Here is a 16,929-nt window from a genome sequence, read left to right as displayed (position 1 = left end):
ATGGAAGCTATTAGCCCTACCCTTATCAACCTCATCATCTTTGTGCTCGCAGTCTATGTTGGCTACCACGTGGTTTGGAATGTCACGCCAGCACTGCACACCCCCTTGATGGCGGTAACCAATGCCATCTCAGCCATTGTGATTGTCGGTGCCATGTTGGCGGCCGCCTTGACTGAAGGCTCTTTGGCTCGTTTCATGGGTGTATTTGCCGTTGCGCTGGCGGCGGTCAACGTCTTTGGAGGCTTTTTAGTCACTCGTCGGATGCTGGAGATGTTCAAGAAAAAACAAAAGGTTGCCAAATCGGGAGATGCAGCATGATCTCGATGAATCTTGTCACCCTGCTCTATCTGATTGCCTCGGTTTGCTTCATTCAGGCCCTCAAAGGCCTTTCGCATCCAACAACCTCTCGCATCGGTAACACGTTCGGCATGGCAGGCATGGCCATTGCCATTTTCACGACAGGCGCTCTGATTGTTAGCCTGGCTGGCACTGAAGGTGCGGCGATGGGCCTGGGCTGGGTGGTTCTGGGCCTGGTGATCGGCGGCACAGTTGGCACCATCATGGCCAAGCGTGTTGAGATGACAAAAATGCCTGAGCTCGTAGCCTTCATGCACAGCATGATTGGCTTGTCAGCGGTTGCTATCGCTGTGGCCATTGTCGCTGAACCCCAGGCTTTTGGCATCGTCGACGCAAACGGTGCGATCCCCTTGGGCAACCGATTAGAACTCTTTATCGGTACTTTCGTAGGTGCCATTACCTTCTCAGGCTCAGTGATTGCATTTGGCAAGCTTTCGGGCAAATACAAGTTTCGGCTGTTTCAGGGCGCTCCGGTCGTATTTGGTGGTCAACACATGTTGAACCTCGTGCTGGCAATCATCATGATTGCCTGCGGCATCTGGTTCATGCTGACTGAAACCTGGACGCCATTCATCATCATGACCATCATTGCCTTCATTTTGGGGGTCCTTATCATCATCCCGATTGGGGGCGCTGATATGCCTGTGGTGGTATCAATGCTCAACAGCTACTCTGGCTGGGCAGCAGCTGGTATTGGGTTTTCGTTGAATAACTCAATGCTCATCATTGCCGGTTCGTTAGTCGGTTCGTCGGGAGCCATCCTGTCCTACATCATGTGCAAGGCCATGAATCGCTCCTTTTTCAACGTGATTCTTGGCGGTTTTGGTGGTGGTGCTGATGACAGCGCCTCTAGTGCGGCCCAGGGTGCTCGCAACGTTCGTTCAGGTAGCGCTGAGGATGCTGCATTTATCATGTCTAACGCGGAATCGGTCGTCATCGTGCCGGGCTATGGCTTGGCTGTCGCACGCGCACAGCACGCCTTAAAAGAGCTCGCTGAGAAACTCACCGAGCAAGGCGTGACCGTCAAGTATGCGATTCATCCCGTCGCCGGTCGCATGCCTGGTCATATGAACGTGCTTTTGGCGGAAGCCGAAGTGCCGTATGATCAAGTCTTCGAGATGGAGGATATCAACGGAGAATTTGGGCAAACCGACGTGGTGCTCGTGCTAGGAGCCAACGATGTGGTCAACCCTGCGGCCAAGAATGATCCCAAATCGCCAATCGCTGGTATGCCCATCCTCGAAGCCTACAAGGCAAAAACCGTCATCGTGAACAAGCGCTCGATGGCAGCAGGTTACGCCGGCCTAGACAATGAGCTCTTCTACATGGACAAGACCATGATGGTGTTTGGCGATGCCAAGAAAGTCATTGAGGACATGGTCAAAGCCGTTTAGAGACACAGATACCAAAGTGGCCTTACCAAGGTCTTTGACAACCCGCCACGCGACTAACGTGGCGGGTTTTTTGTCACGATTCAGGCGCAAAAGCACTGAACAACGAGTGCACCAACCCACTAGCGCAGTGCGGCATCTATCACCTCAACCCAGTGCTTGACTGGCATGTCTGTCCCCGACTGCAAATGCCCGATACAGCCAATATTGGAAGACACAATCACGTCCGGATTGGCAGCGTCAATGTGCTCAAGCTTGCGATCGCGAAGTTGAGTCGAGATTTGAGGCTGTAAAACTGAATAGGCACCTGCTGATCCGCAGCAAAGGTGGGTTTCTGCAAACGGCTGCAAGTCAAGACCAATATCACGCAGCAGCGTTTCACTTTGAGGGCGAAGTCCCTGCCAATGCTGCAAGGTGCAAGGTGGATGAAACACTGGCTTAGCCGGCAAGCGAGAAACCTCGATCAACTCCTTGAGTCTCTGAGCCTGTGGCGCAAGATACTCGGCAATGTCTTTGACATGTTCGCTGATTAGCTTGGCTTTTTCTGCATAAACCGGATCCAGACGCAGATGGTGTTCGTATTCACGTACCATGCCGCCACAGCCCGAGGCATTCATCACGATTGCCTCGACTTCACCATTGGCCAATAAAGGCCACCAGGCGTCAATATTTGCCCTCATCTGGGCCCTGCCAGCCTCCTGCGCATCAAGGTGGAAATTCAAGGCACCACAACAGCCGGATTCCTGAACAATTTGAGCACCGATCCCCAACTTATCCAGGATACGGATTGTCGCAGCGTCGATGTTAGGCATCATTGAGGGCTGCACGCAGCCTTTGAGCATAATCACCTGACGGACATGTCCTCGGTTCTCTGGTATGACGCCTGCGGACTGCCTGGCAATCACCTTGCGCTTAATCGACTCCGGTAGCCATTGACGCACTGATTGTCCGAGCTTGTAGGCATGACCGAACCAAGAGGCGTTCAAAGTACGACGCAGGCTCTCACGCTTTATTTTTTCTGGCGTCGAGCGTGGCACGCGTTCATCGACGATCTGACGCCCTATATCAATTAACTTGCCATACTCAACCCCCGATGGGCAAGTCGTCTCACAGTTTCGGCAGGTCAGACATCGATCAAGATGAAGCTGGGTTGACTCAGTCACTGCCGCGCCTTCGAGCATTTCCTTGATGAGATAAATACGGCCTCTGGGACTATCGAGCTCGTCGCCGAGCACTTGATAGGTCGGGCATGTGGCCGTACAGAACCCACAGTGCACACACCGGCGCAAAATCTCCTCTGCTTCTTGTCCTAGCGGCGTTTCCTTAATGTCGGGCAACAACTTCGTCTGCATGCCTGCCTTTCCTTCAAATGCCGGCGACCAATCGCCCTGGGTTAAAGATGGACTTGGGATCGAACTCTCGTTTCAGACGCTCGGTGATGACGCGAGCTGATGGTGCCATTGGCTGAAACACACCATCAGTCGGCAAAGGCAACGTTTCGCCACTTCTAAACAGGGTTGCGTGCCCGCCAGCGGCTTGAGCAGCCTGCCGCACCGTTTGTGCCTGCAGATCACCTTTTATCCATCGCACTTCTCCCGCCAGATCAAACGCAGTGGGTCCCAGGTCTAGCGCTGGTGTTTGTCCCCGCACCGCAAGACGCCACAGGGGTTGGCCATCAAAAAATGATGTGGTCTGATCTCTAAAATCTTGCCACCATTGCGTAGCAAGCGCTTGATCAAGCGTCTGCCCACCGAGCAATTGCTTTGCTTGCTCCACAGCGGATTGCGCGCCACAGAGCCGAATAGCTAGTTGACCTTGCTTCCCGATACCACTCGGTACCCAGGCTGCTGCCTTGACTGGCATGGCTTTGGCACGCAAGGGTGCACACCGTTCGAGCGATTCTGACTCGGTCAGGTCGAACACCAAGGTCGCGTCGCACATCGGCAAAGGCAGGACTTTCAGGGATACCTGAACAATGACACCGAACATACCCATTGAGCCAGTCAACAAGCGCGAGACGTCATAGCCTGCGACGTTTTTCATGACTTCGCCGCCAAACTTCAGAATCCGGCCCTGAGCATCGAGCAAGTGTGCACCCAAAACGTAGTGCCGCAGCGGTCCATAACCAAAACTCAACGGTCCCGATAATCCGCTTGCTACGACGCCACCAATCGTACTGCCTGAACCAAAACATGGCGGATCAAAGGCAAGCATTTGCCCCTTCTGGGCAAGCATATCCTGTATATCAGCAAGCGGCGTTCCAGCCATGGCCGTGACCACAAGCTCACTAGGCTCGTAGGTCAAAATGCCTGAAATCGATGACATCTCAAGACGCGTCGTCTTGTCCTGAGCAGGCATTGGATTGCCGTAGAAGCGCTTGGTGCCCCCGCCAACGATCTCTATCGCATGAAAGTTTGCTCGAGCGGTCATGACCTGGTCGCACAACTGAGACAGCGCGTAGTCCATTATCAAAACCTCGGAATATCAGCAAACGGCAGCTTACCGCCATGGACATGCATCTTGCCGTATTCGGCGCAGCGAGCCAGGGTCGGAATCACTTTCTCTGGGTTCAGAAGTCCCTCAGGGTCAAAGGCTCGCTTGACACCGAAAAACGTGTCGAGCTCATCGCGCTCGAACTGAACACACATTTGATTGATTTTTTCCAGCCCTACGCCGTGCTCCCCGGTGATAGTGCCACCCACTTGAACGCACAACTCTAGAATCGCAGCACCAAATTTCTCGGCACGCTCAACCTCATCCGGGTCATTCGAATCAAACAGAATCAAGGGATGAAGATTGCCATCGCCTGCGTGAAATACATTGGCACATCGCAATCCAAAGGTGGTCTGCATGGTTTCGATCGCCTGCAGCACGTCGGACAAACGTCTGCGCGGTATCGTGCCATCCATACAGTAGTAATCAGGCGAGACACGACCAGCTGCCGGGAAAGCGTTTTTGCGGCCCGCCCAAAACAACAGGCGCTCACTTTCAGTCTCAGACACCTGAATACGGGTCGCACCCACGCCCTCAAACACGCGGGTCATACGCGCAATTTCCTCTGCGACTTCCACTTCCGTACCATCTGACTCACACAGCAAGATCGCTTTGGCACTCACGTCGTACCCTGCTTTGACAAATGGCTCGACCATCTCGGTGGCGCGCTGATCCATCATCTCCAAACCTGCAGGGATAATACCGGCCGCAATCACCGCCGCTACAGCTTGACCCGCCTTCTCGACATCATCAAAACTAGCCATGATGACCTTGGCGAGCGCAGGCTTTGGCAATAAGCGCAGGGTCACTTCGGTCACCACACCCAGCATGCCTTCTGAACCGATAAATGTCGACAACAGATCAGGCCCGGGCGCATCGGGCGCCTCACTGCCGAGCTCCACCACCTCGCCGTCCAGCGTCACCATGCGAACCTTTAATACATTGTGCACGGTTAACCCATACTTCAGACAATGCACACCACCCGAGTTCTCGGCGATATTGCCGCCGATGCTACAAGCAATTTGACTTGACGGATCTGGCGCGTAGTAAAGCCCAAGATGAGCGACCGCTTCAGACACCGCGAGGTTACGCACCCCCGGTTCGACCACTGCGGTTGCTGCGACCGGATCAATATGCTTAATCCGATTGAATTTGGACATACCAAGCAAAATACCCTGAGCATGGGGCATCGCACCGCCTGAAAGTCCAGTGCCTGCACCTCGGGTGACGACTGGCACATTGAGTCGCCGCGCCGCACGCAACACCCCTTGCACTTGGGATTCATTTTCAGGTAGGACCACCACCATCGGAATTTGCCGATAAAGCGACAGGCCATCACACTCGTAGGGGCGTTTTTGCTCGTCTCTGGCCAAGATGCAGTGCTCGGGCACCACGACCCTGAGCGCATGCAGAATTTCATCTAACGGCGGTACCACAGTCTCGGAGACTGGCATTTCCAGTTCAGTTGTCATCACGATTCTTCACTTCGTATTGCTTAACACAACAATACATTGTCGCGATGCAATTGACAGCGAGGATTTACCCCAAATCAGGGTATTTCAGAGGGTCGGCAAAACCTTCCCGGGGTTAAGGATATTGCTAGGGTCATAGGCACGTTTTAACGCCCACATCAGCTCAAGCGCCGCCTCACCATGCTCCTCGTGCATAAAGCCAAGTTTGTGCAAGCCAATTCCGTGCTCACCGGTACAAGTGCCATCGACGGATAGTGCCATTTCGACAAGCGCATGGTTCAGTTTTTCTGACTCTTGCCACTCATTGGAGTCTTCAGGGTCCAACAACATCAGCACATGGAAGTTACCGTCACCGACGTGACCGACGATGGTGTACGGAAACGATGCAGTGGCAAGCAACTCGCCGGCGCGATCAATACACTCTGCCAACCTGGAGATAGGCACACAAACATCGGTGGTGCTCGCTCGGCAACCAGGCCGCAACTGCAGCCCGGCAAAGTACGCGTTGTGACGGGCGGTCCAGAGCCGTGACCGTTCCTCCGGCAAATTCGCCCATTCAAAGTCCATGCCGTCATGCTCACGTGCGATTTCCTGCACGATCTCTGCTTGTTCCTGAACACCGGCGGCGCTGCCGTGAAATTCAAACAGCAACAGAGGGGTTTCACGTAGATTCAAATGGCTATACGCGTTACTTGCCTTGACCGCATTGGAATCCATCAATTCGACACGCGCGATCGGAATCCCCATCTGAATAGTCTGAATGACCGCCGCCACGGCATTTTGCATCGACGGAAAATGACAGACGGCAGCACTAACCGCCTCTGGCTGAGGATAAAGCCTCACGGTAACCTCAGTGATGACGCCCAGCGTACCTTCGCTGCCTACAAAGATGCGGGTCAGGTCGTAGCCAGCCGATGACTTGCGTGCTCGACGAGCCGTTCGTACGACCTTTCCTTGCGCGGTCACTACCTCAAGGCCCAAGACATTTTCACGCATGGTTCCATAGCGAACTGCATTGGTCCCTGACGCACGGGTTGAAGCCATTCCGCCGATAGAGGCATCGGCGCCTGGATCAATCGGAAAAAATAGCCCCGTATTGCGCAACTGTTCATTCAATTGCTTGCGGGTGATGCCGGGCTGCACCGTGACGGTTAAATCCTCCACGTTAAGCGACACGATTTTATTCATGGCGCTGACGTCTAAAGAAATGCCTCCCTCAATAGCCAGCAAATGCCCTTCAAGCGAGGAGCCAGCGCCATAAGGAATCAACGGTACGCCGTATTCAGAGCATGCCTTGACCACGAACACCACATCATCTCGTGACTCGGCAAACACGACGGCGTCGGGCAACATGTTGGGAAACGGCGACTCGTCACGACCGTGATGCTCCCTGACTGGCAACGAGAGTGAAAATCGAGTGCCAAAGCGCTCGGTAAACTCGCTCACCATCTTTGGCGGCAGAGGTTTGCGCAACCGCTGTTCAATCAACATGTGTCCCATTTTTGATCCCGTTGCGTGTCAATAATGTCGATGCCGGCCTATTTACCTGAGGTGGCTAGCGTTCTACGACGCGCCTGCACAGCCTGCGCGAGTTCTTCAAGCACAGCCACCGACGAATCCCAATCGATACAACCATCTGTGATGCTTTGCCCGTATGTCAGCGGCTGGCCTGGCACCAAGTCTTGACGCCCGCCCACCAAGTGGCTCTCAACCATCACACCAATGATACGAGTATCGCCGGCTGCGACCTGTTGCGCAATGTCATGACACACCGCTGGTTGGTTTTCCGGTTTTTTATTGCTATTGGCATGGCTAGCATCGATCATCACGCGCTGGGCCTGACCCGATTTCGCGAGTTCCTCACAGGCCGACTGCACACTTGGTGCGTCAAAGTTAGGCGCCTTGCCACCCCGCAAAATGACATGGCAGTCCTCGTTGCCCTCGGTGGACACAATTGCTGAATGACCGCCCTTGGTGACCGAGAGAAAATGGTGAGGCTGCGAGGCAGCCTTCATGGCATCCACAGCAATCTTGATGTTGCCATCGGTGCCGTTTTTAAACCCGACCGGGCAAGACAATCCAGATGCAAGCTCGCGGTGTACCTGGCTCTCAGTGGTGCGTGCGCCAATGGCGCCCCAAGACACCAGATCAGCGATGTATTGCGGCGTGATCATGTCCAGGAACTCACAGCCTGCAGGCAAGCCCAGTGAGTTGACATCCAGTAAAACCTCGCGGGCCAGACGCAAGCCCTTGTTGATCTGGAAGCTACCATCCAAATCCGGGTCGTTAATTAACCCCTTCCAACCCACTGTAGTGCGTGGCTTTTCAAAATAGACGCGCATGACGATTTCAAGGCTGTCCTTTAAGCGCTCACGAACCGGCTTCAGACGGTTGGCATATTCCATGGCCGCCTTGGTGTCGTGGATTGAGCAAGGCCCAATGACCACCACCATCCGGTCATCCATCCCATGCAATATGCGGTGGATGGCCTGGCGCGCCTCATGCACCACGGTACTAACCGACTCCGTGCAAGGAAACTCGCGCATGGCATGCGCAGGGGGGGCGAGTTCTTTGATTTCTCGAATTCTAATGTCGTCGGTATTGTGTGGCACAGCAAACTCCTCGGATTCAAATAAATAATTGCGAGCATCCATAAACAAAAACCGCCAGCTTGGCTGGCGGTTTCAGATTCGGTTCAGTTATTTAGGCACTAGGCAACCGACCTTCCGCCAGCAAGGGGAGGAAAGCTAAAAAAGTAAAACCAAAAGTAGGTTGCGTTTTTGACCATGGCACGAATCTACCACAGATAAGCTGACAAGGAAATTTCAGCCAGCTACTGAAGCCTATTTGTTGCTCATTCACAACGCTTTGAAGACACCGGGATTTCAAGCTGTCCCACCCACTGTCAGGCCATCGATCCGAATCGTGGGCATTCCCACGCCTACCGGCACGCTTTGCCCCTCTTTCCCACAAGTGCCAACTCCGCTATCGAGCTGCATGTCGCGCCCGATCATCGACACCCGAGTCAAGGCATCCGGACCGTTACCAATCAGGGTCGCGCCTTTAACTGGGTAGGCGATTTCTCCATTCTCAATCATGTAGGCTTCTGAGGCCGAGAACACAAACTTGCCACTTGTGATGTCGACCTGGCCTCCGCCGAAGTTGACTGCGTAGAGCCCTCTTTTGACTGATTTGACAATCTCTTTTGGATCGTCTTTGCCCGCGAGCATATAAGTATTGGTCATACGGGGCATCGGTAAATGCGCAAAAGACTCACGCCGACCATTACCGGTGGGAGCCACTCCCATCAGACGGGCATTCATGGTGTCTTGCAAATAACCTTTGAGAATACCGTCCTCAATCAGCACGTTGTGCTGCGTTGGATTGCCTTCATCATCAATATTCAGCGATCCACGCCGTCCGCTTAACGTGCCATCGTCAACCACGGTCACGCCCTTGGATGCCACGCGCTGCCCAATGCGCCCAGCAAATACACTGGAGCCCTTGCGATTGAAGTCACCCTCAAGGCCGTGGCCGACTGCCTCGTGCAACAAAATCCCGGGCCAGCCACAGCCCAGCACAACGGTCATTTCGCCAGCTGGCGCGGACCGTGCTTCGAGATTGACCATGGCTTCATGCACTGCCTGATCCACGTAGCTCTGCAGAACATCATCAGTGAAATACCCCAGGCTCGTGCGACCGCCTCCCCCAGCTCTGCCGGTCTCTCGACGACCATTGCGTTCGGCAATCACGGTCAAGGACAGGCGTACCAAAGGCCGAATATCTGCGCATTGACGTCCATCACTACCGACCACCATCACCACGTCATACTCCATGCCAAGCGAAGCCATCACCTGAACCACGTGCGGGTCGCGAGCACGAGCCATCGCTTCGAGGCGTTCAAGCAATCTCACCTTTTCTTCGGCAGGCAAACTGGCCACGGGGTCAAGTGATTCATATAGCGCATGCGCACCTGGCACTTGCTTACCCGTGATCGGGATGCGCCGCTGTTGACCCGCACCCGCAATTTCACGAACGGCTCTAGCCGCATTCATGATGGCATCGGAGGACAAAGCATCGGAGTAAGCAAATGCCGTCTTCTCACCAGCCACAGCACGCACGCCAACACCCTGCCCAATTGAAAAACTGCCTGTTTTGACAATACCCTCCTCAAGCCCCCAGCCCTCGCTGCGGGTGTACTGAAAGTACAAATCGGCATAGTCGACCTTGTGCTTAAAAATCTCGCCCATCGCACGATCGAAGTCCTTGTTACCGAGCCCCCAAGGCTCTAGCAACAAATTTTGCGCAACATTCATGGGTTGGCTATCAATTACGGCGCTCATTCATTAGTTCCTAAAATTTCGTTCGTTCTTACACAACAATCAAACCAGCTATTACGGGGCAGTCTCGCCAACGTTTCACACAACGACTCAAAGCACCCGGTTTTTAAGCGCCGGAAGCGATGAACGCACCGACCTCAGACGCTCGCCACTGATTTCGCCTACCAACACACCAGGACCAAAAGTCATCTGTGTGATGATCTCACCCCATGGGTCGATCAGCATAGAATGCCCCCACGTACGACGTGCCCCCGGATGCTCCCCACCCTGGGCTGAGGCCAGCACATAAGTCTGATTCTCAATGGCGCGGGCCCGCAGCAGCGGTTCCCAATGTGCACGACCTGTGGTTTCAGTAAATGCCGCTGGCACCACGATTAAATCGACCTCACCCATCGCACGGTAGAGCTCGGGGAAGCGCAAATCGTAACAGGTAGAAAGCCCGACTTTGCCTAGTGGCAATTCAGCGATGCGGGGCTCGTGGCCTGCCACAACAGATTTTGATTCATTATAGGATTCAGCCCCATTATCAAAATTGAAAAGGTGAATCTTGTCGTACCGCGCAACCACCTCGCCATCAGGTGAGAATACCAACTGGGTATTAAAAACCCGATCAGTTTTACCAATCTCATTGCCTTTCAGCGGTAACGTACCACCTACCAACCACAATTTAGTTTCACGGGCTAATTGGGCCAGTGCAGTTTGAATAGGACCATCGCCATAATCTTCAGCGATTTCTTTTTTAGCATCATCGCGCGGACTTAGTAGACAAAAATACTCTGGAAGAACAACAAGTTGTGCCCCTTTTGTGGCCGCCTCACGAGCACCAGCCTTGGCACTTTCAATATTAGCTTGCACATCATCGCTCGATACCATTTGCACAGCTGCCACTAAAAAACGGTCAACCATAAAATCTCCTTAATAATTATCTGGATGGCAGTTAAATCGAAAGCGCAGTACACACTTTAATGGATTCGCTATAATCAATCGCTGGATAATTTGCTTCTTCATTTAAATTAAAACTTAGCCACCAAATCTCAGTCATTAAAAACTTGATTGGATCAACTCGGTCAGATCAAATAGCCCTGAACTGTGATTAGGAGTGCTGATTTACAAATCAATAAGGCAGACCTATTTTGCGAATACACGTTCTAGCATGCACTTTCAATCATGCTCACTGAATTCCAAGCAACCTATGTCCTTATCACTACTTAGCTGACTCCATACCAACAGCAGCTACAACAATAACTTTCCAAGCCATACTGAATCGAGTCAGAACTAAAACAAACTGAATCTAGGAAAATCATCATGCCACGTCAAAGTTATGCTGCATTACAGGCAAAAATTGAAAAAGAAATCGAAAAATTAAAAAAACAGGCGCAAGCTCTGCAAAACAAGAAACGCCAGCCTGTGATTCGTTCGATTATCAATTCGATGAAAGAGTATGACATCACACCCGAGGAAATTGCAGCGGCATTCGGCAAAAAAGGCAACACCAAGCTGCGCGGCAGCAAAATCAGTACCGGCAAACGTGGATCTCGTGGCCCAGTACCTGCCAAATACCGCCATCCAGATACCGGCGAAACCTGGACCGGTCGCGGCAAAGCCCCACGCTGGGTCACACAGGCCGAGGCGTCTGGTCGCAAACGCGACGAATTTCTCATTCCGACCGCTTGATTAACTGACTATTCAATCAATATTTGAATAGTGCTTCACGGCCAGTCAACTATGGTCAAAGTCTCGGGGACACGGACGGCTCGCGTCTGTTAAAACCTCCCACTAGCACTTTGCGCGCGCCTGCCTTGCTCACGCTATCGTCATCTATCGGCCCCGATCGATCGCGTGAGCAAAAGCCCTGAGGCAAACTCTATGGCCGGTCTAAAATCGACTACATTAAGTTGCTGACTGCATTGAGTGAATAATTGTCAACAACCTCTCGATTTGCCGCCAATCCAAAAGAAAATGACTGTATACCGTAACGACTACCAACCATTTCCGTATCACATCCCGACCGTTGCTTTGCAGTTTGACCTAGACCCCGAGGCTACACGGGTCACCTCCTTACTGTCGGTCACTCGGCGCGATGGGGTTGCCGCGCATACCCCCCTCAGACTCGATGCAGAAGACCTCGAATTCGTCAGCGTCAGTCTTAATGGCCAGCCTTGCGCACCTGATCGGTTTGTAGTTGACGACACATCTCTGACAGTTTTGGATCTACCCTCAAGTTGCGAGATAGAAATCGTTTGCATCACACAGCCCGCTCAAAACACCAGCCTCATGGGGTTGTACGTCTCGGGCCACAGTCTATTCACCCAATGCGAGGCTGAGGGTTTTCGGCGTATCACTTACTTTGCCGACAGGCCGGATGTGATGTCGACATACAGCGTGACGTTAAGGGCCAACCGCAGCCAATACCCGGTTCTGTTATCTAACGGCAATCTGGTTGAAGAAACAAACCTCGATGACGGCCGACATGAATGCAAATGGCATGACCCCTTCCCCAAGCCCTGCTACTTGTTTGCGCTCGTGGCAGGTGAGTTTGATTTGCGCCAACAGCAAACCTACACCCGCTCCGGCAAAGCGGTGACCCTGCAAATCTATAGTGATCCGGGCACCTTTGATCGCACTGAATGGGCCATGCAATCACTCGAACGTTCGGTACGCTGGGACGAGAGTCGCTTTGGACTCGAACTTGACCTTGATCGGTTCATGATTGTGGCTGCCCGTGATTTCAACATGGGCGCCATGGAAAACAAGGGCCTGAATATCTTTAACGCCGCCTATGTGCTGGCAGATCCTGAAACCGCCACCGACGCCAACTATCAGGCCATTGAAGCAGTGATCGGCCATGAATACTTCCACAACTGGACTGGCAACCGAGTCACGTGTCGTGATTGGTTCCAGTTAAGTCTGAAAGAAGGTTTGACCGTATTTCGCGACCAGGAATTTACTGCTGACATGCTCGCTGAGGGTCTGGACGAGACCTCGGCAGCCAGTGCGCGTGCAGTCAAACGCATTGACGACGTCATTATGCTCAGGGCCGCCCAGTTCCCCGAGGATGCTGGACCCATGGCTCATCCTATCCGGCCAGAGAGTTTTGAGGAAATCAGCAACTTTTACACTGCGACCGTCTACGAAAAAGGGGCCGAAGTCATACGCATGATGCATACCCTGCTTGGAGAGCAGACATTTCAGTCGGGCATGCAAGAGTATTTTCGGCGCCATGACGGCCAGGCTGTGACCTGCGATGATTATGTCAGCTCACTGGAGTGGGCGTTGCAAGCGGAACACCCGAACCGTAATTTGGACGTCTTTCGTCGCTGGTATAGCCAAGCGGGCACGCCGCATGTCAATGTTGAGCTATCACACGGCCCAGAAGATGCCACACTGACCTTATCCCAGCGATGCGAGATGGTTGGCGTCGAAAAATCCACTGGCTTTGCCAAACAGCCCTTTCATATTCCACTGCGCATTGGCGCCATTGGTGCCGACGGGAGCAAGCGCTACCTGTCCGTTCATGCTGAGGGTGAACAAGCTGTACAAACCGGTGAATCTGTCTTGCTCGAATTGACGCAAACGCAGCAATCTTGGCGAATTTCCGGACTCATCAAAAACGACATCTTGTCGCTAAATCGGGGCTTCACCGCACCAATTGAAATTGCTTATGAATACAGCAATGAGCAACTAGCAGCCTTAGCGCAACACGACCCAGATGCCTGGGCGCGCTGGGAGGCGATGCAAATGCTTTACACCCGCTATTTGCTTGCTCAGACCCAGGCTGCCGACACCACCCAAAACGACACGCCAGCAATTGCAAATTTACTCGCCTTGGTTATAGATGTCTGTAACGCTACTTTGGGCGATTCTAAGCTTGACCAAGCCTACATCACCAGACTACTTAGCCTGCCCTCGGACAAGTATTTGCTACAACAAATGCAACCGATGAACCCGCTGTCATTGGCTCGCGCCAAGCATCAGCTTGAGACCACTCTGGGAATGAATCTGGCTGATCAACTCATGGAATGTGTAGCCCAGTCTCCAGTGACACAGCAGTTTGACGCCTCACCAGAAGCCGCAGGCAAACGGGCGTTACGCAATTTGGCGCTAGGCTGGCTTAATTTAGCCAATGTAGAGCAAGCCAAGTCTTTGGCCACACACCATTACGACAGCGCAAACAACATGACTGACCGCCTCGGCGCTTTGCGTGCGCTATTGCTAAGCCCCGTTCGCGACGATCGGGTCGAGGCGGCGTTGGCCCATTTTTATGATCGATTCCAAAATGACCCCCTGGTAGTGGATAAGTGGTTCGCCATCCAAGCGAGCGCGCCGGGCACCGGTCTAAAGACTGTGTCGCAATTGCTGAATCACCCAGCCTTTGTATTTCGCAACCCGAATCGGCTCCGAGCCCTTGTCTTTCAATTCTGCTCGAATAACCCACTTGGATTCCATGCGCCCGATGGCAGCGGCTATCGCTTCTGGGCCGAGCAGGTCACCCGCATTGACCAATCCAATCCCGAGGTTGCTGCGCGACTAGCGCGTATGCTTGACCACTGGGCTCACCATATCGAGCCACTAAAGTCACACATGCAAGCCGCATTAAAGTCTGTTGCCGATACGCCTGATATATCCGGCAACACCCGTGAGATCGTCACCAAAGCTCTAACCCTGTAGCGCATCACCCTGTTTCAGATCATCCTCCCATGAGAGTACATCATGTCTAAGAAAAGAACCTCCCTGACCCAGTATCTTGTTGAGAAGCAGCGTACCGACAAGGCACTTCCGGCAGAACTCAGACTCTTGATCGAGATCGTTTCTCGGGCCTGCAAAACGATCAGTCATTCAGTCAGCAAAGGGGCTCTTGGCGGCGTGCTCGGTAGCCTTGAGCAAGAGAACGTTCAGGGTGAGATCCAGAAAAAACTCGATGTCATCTCCAATGAGGTACTACTGGAAGCCAACGAATGGGGTGGTCATCTAGCGGCCATGGCATCTGAAGAAATGGAGGCCATTCACCGTATCCCCAACCGCTACCCCAAAGGGGAATACCTGTTGATGTACGACCCACTCGATGGGTCGTCAAACATCGACGTGAATGTTTCAATCGGGACTATTTTCTCGGTGCTACAAGCACCACCAAGCGCATCTGGGCGAGACATCACTGAGGAAGACTTTCTGCAACCCGGTCACACACAAGTCGCTGCCGGTTATGCGATCTACGGTCCACAGACCATGCTGGTATTAACAGTTGGCGAAGGGGTGGTTGGCTTTACCCTGGATCGAGAAATGGGCTCCTGGGTGCTTACACACGAGAACATGCAAATTCCAGAAGATACACAGGAATTCGCGATCAATATGTCCAATGTTCGCCATTGGGCACCCCCGATGAAGCGCTACATCGATGAATGCTTAGCGGGCAAAGATGGCGCGCGCGGCAAAAACTTCAACATGCGCTGGATCGCATCCATGGTGGCAGACGTACATCGCCTCATGATGCGGGGCGGTATCTTCATGTACCCTTGGGACGCTCGAGAACCCAACAAGCCCGGTAAATTGCGACTCATGTACGAGGCTAACCCCATGGCAATGCTGGTGGAACAAGCCGGTGGCATGGCCACTGATGGGCGTCGGCGCATTCTAGACATCGAACCCAAAGGCATGCACGAACGAGTCAGCGTCATGCTCGGCTCAAAAAATGAAGTTGCTCGTGTGACGCAATACCATCTTGAGGCTGACCAGGCTTAAAAAGGTCAACAAGACTTTGAGCGGGCAGCGCCAACACCCCCGCCGCAGCTTAAAGCGCTGCGGCGGGTAGACCCTTGGGGTTATTCAAATACAAAAATCGAAGCCCCAGTTGTCATTCGGGCCTTCAATGCCGTCTGCGCTTGGGCGGCCTGTTCAAGTGTGTAACGTTGATCGATCTGCATCTTGATCTTTTTAGCTAATACCAATTCAAACAGCTCATCGGCAGCGGCTTGCATTTTTTCAGGCGTGGGCACATAAGCCGCAAGCGTGGGACGGGTCACATAGAGTGATCCCTTAGCTGCCAAAATACCCAAGTTCACACCATCCACAGCACCCGAGGCATTCCCAAAACTCACCATCAAGCCGCGTGGCTGCAAACAATCGAGTGAGGTCTCCCAAGTGTCTTTACCGACACCATCATAAACAACCGGTACTTTTTTGCCTTTGGTCAGCTCAGCGACTCGTTGCACCACATTCTCTTTGCTGTAATTAATCACCTGCCATGCGCCATGCTTTTTGGCCAGCGCTGTTTTTTCGTCGCTTGAAGCTGTGCCAATTAGTTTGACACCCAAAGCCTTGGCCCACTGGCACGCAATCAAGCCCACACCCCCGGCGGCTGCATGAAACAGAATTGTCTCGCCACCTTGAAGACGATAGGTTTGGCGAAACAGGTACTGAACCGTCAAGCCTTTAAGCATCATGGCAGCGGCATCCTCAAACGAGATACCCTTGGGCAAGTGGACCACTTGAGCCGCCGGCACATTGCGCACCCCTGCGTACGCACCGATTGGGCTTTGACCATAAGCAACCCGGTCACCGACCTTGAAACGCTTGACACCCTTACCTACCCCAATCACTTCACCAGCCCCCTCGAAACCGAGACCATGAGGCAAAGGCGACTTGTACAACCCTGTTCGGAAATAAATGTCGATGAAATTAAGGCCGACGGCTCGTTGACGGATCGTGATTTCATGCTCAGCCGGTGCAGGCACTGCGATCTCAACGAGTTGCAGGACCTCGGGTCCTCCGTGCTGTTCAATACGAATGGCTTTTGTCAGGGTACTCATAGTGCTCCCTATCCTGTTATTTGGTTGTGTGCTGTTTTTTGCTGGACTGCGCATCGACGGCCAGGTACAACAG

Annotated in this window: 13 protein-coding genes; 5 read left to right on the top strand and 8 right to left on the bottom strand. The window is 53.2% G+C overall.

Going from position 1 to position 16,929, the window contains the following annotated elements:
• Both DHf2319_RS06510 and DHf2319_RS06505 read left to right on the top strand, forming a co-directional pair.
• A complete protein-coding gene (locus tag DHf2319_RS06510; protein WP_243477329.1) occupies window positions 1-318 on the top strand; it encodes an NAD(P) transhydrogenase subunit alpha part 2 in 318 nt (105 codons plus the stop codon).
• Window positions 315-1,751: an NAD(P)(+) transhydrogenase (Re/Si-specific) subunit beta gene (locus tag DHf2319_RS06505; protein ID WP_243477328.1), complete on the top strand. Its 1,437-nt coding sequence runs from the start codon at window positions 315-317 to the stop codon at window positions 1,749-1,751. The genes DHf2319_RS06510 and DHf2319_RS06505 overlap by 4 nt, the downstream gene beginning before the upstream one ends.
• Before the next feature lie 119 nt (window positions 1,752-1,870).
• On the opposite strand, the gene glcF is transcribed toward DHf2319_RS06505, so the two are convergent.
• The 7 genes from glcF to DHf2319_RS06470 all read right to left on the bottom strand — a co-directional run bounded on the left by glcF (window position 1,871) and on the right by DHf2319_RS06470 (window position 10,959).
• Window positions 1,871-3,100, bottom strand: a complete 1,230-nt coding sequence (glcF, locus tag DHf2319_RS06500; RefSeq protein WP_243477327.1) for a glycolate oxidase subunit GlcF — start codon at window positions 3,098-3,100, stop codon at window positions 1,871-1,873.
• A 13-nt stretch (window positions 3,101-3,113) separates the two neighbouring features.
• Complete coding sequence (glcE, locus tag DHf2319_RS06495; RefSeq protein ID WP_243477326.1) at window positions 3,114-4,214, bottom strand: glycolate oxidase subunit GlcE; 1,101 nt, start codon at window positions 4,212-4,214, stop codon at window positions 3,114-3,116.
• Between the two features lie 2 nt (window positions 4,215-4,216).
• A complete protein-coding gene (locus tag DHf2319_RS06490) occupies window positions 4,217-5,695 on the bottom strand; it encodes an FAD-linked oxidase C-terminal domain-containing protein (protein ID WP_369810241.1) in 1,479 nt (492 codons plus the stop codon).
• Window positions 5,696-5,800: 105 nt separating this feature from the next.
• On the bottom strand, window positions 5,801-7,213 hold the full coding sequence (locus DHf2319_RS06485; protein WP_369810163.1) for an FAD-binding oxidoreductase: 1,413 nt from the start codon (window positions 7,211-7,213) through the stop codon (window positions 5,801-5,803).
• 38 nt (window positions 7,214-7,251) lie between these two features.
• Window positions 7,252-8,325, bottom strand: a complete 1,074-nt coding sequence (aroG, locus tag DHf2319_RS06480; protein ID WP_243480038.1) for a 3-deoxy-7-phosphoheptulonate synthase AroG — start codon at window positions 8,323-8,325, stop codon at window positions 7,252-7,254.
• A gap of 273 nt (window positions 8,326-8,598) precedes the next feature.
• Window positions 8,599-10,056 (bottom strand): metalloprotease TldD, encoded by a 1,458-nt coding sequence (gene tldD, locus DHf2319_RS06475; RefSeq protein WP_243477324.1) that lies wholly within the window; start codon window positions 10,054-10,056, stop codon window positions 8,599-8,601.
• 87 nt (window positions 10,057-10,143) lie between these two features.
• A complete protein-coding gene (locus tag DHf2319_RS06470) occupies window positions 10,144-10,959 on the bottom strand; it encodes a carbon-nitrogen hydrolase family protein (RefSeq protein WP_243477323.1) in 816 nt (271 codons plus the stop codon).
• 399 nt (window positions 10,960-11,358) lie between these two features.
• Between DHf2319_RS06470 and DHf2319_RS06465 the strand changes: the two genes are divergently transcribed.
• From DHf2319_RS06465 to DHf2319_RS06455, 3 genes are all read left to right on the top strand, one after another.
• Window positions 11,359-11,727, top strand: a complete 369-nt coding sequence (locus tag DHf2319_RS06465; RefSeq protein WP_243477322.1) for an H-NS histone family protein — start codon at window positions 11,359-11,361, stop codon at window positions 11,725-11,727.
• Window positions 11,728-12,012: 285 nt separating this feature from the next.
• Window positions 12,013-14,721, top strand: coding sequence for an aminopeptidase N (pepN, locus tag DHf2319_RS06460; protein WP_243477321.1), 2,709 nt, complete (start codon window positions 12,013-12,015; stop codon window positions 14,719-14,721).
• A gap of 42 nt (window positions 14,722-14,763) precedes the next feature.
• A complete protein-coding gene (locus tag DHf2319_RS06455; RefSeq protein WP_243477320.1) occupies window positions 14,764-15,789 on the top strand; it encodes a class 1 fructose-bisphosphatase in 1,026 nt (341 codons plus the stop codon).
• Between the two features lie 80 nt (window positions 15,790-15,869).
• Here the strand turns inward: DHf2319_RS06455 and DHf2319_RS06450 are convergent, their stop codons facing one another.
• A complete protein-coding gene (locus tag DHf2319_RS06450; RefSeq protein ID WP_243477319.1) occupies window positions 15,870-16,856 on the bottom strand; it encodes a quinone oxidoreductase family protein in 987 nt (328 codons plus the stop codon).
• Between the last annotated feature and the right edge of the window lie 73 nt (window positions 16,857-16,929).

Source organism: Orrella daihaiensis (assembly GCF_022811525.1).
In the GTDB taxonomy this organism is placed as follows: Bacteria; Pseudomonadota; Gammaproteobacteria; order Burkholderiales; family Burkholderiaceae_B; genus Algicoccus; species Algicoccus daihaiensis.
Note: the sequence above shows the minus strand (reverse complement) of the source record. Positions and strands in the feature narration are given on the sequence as shown.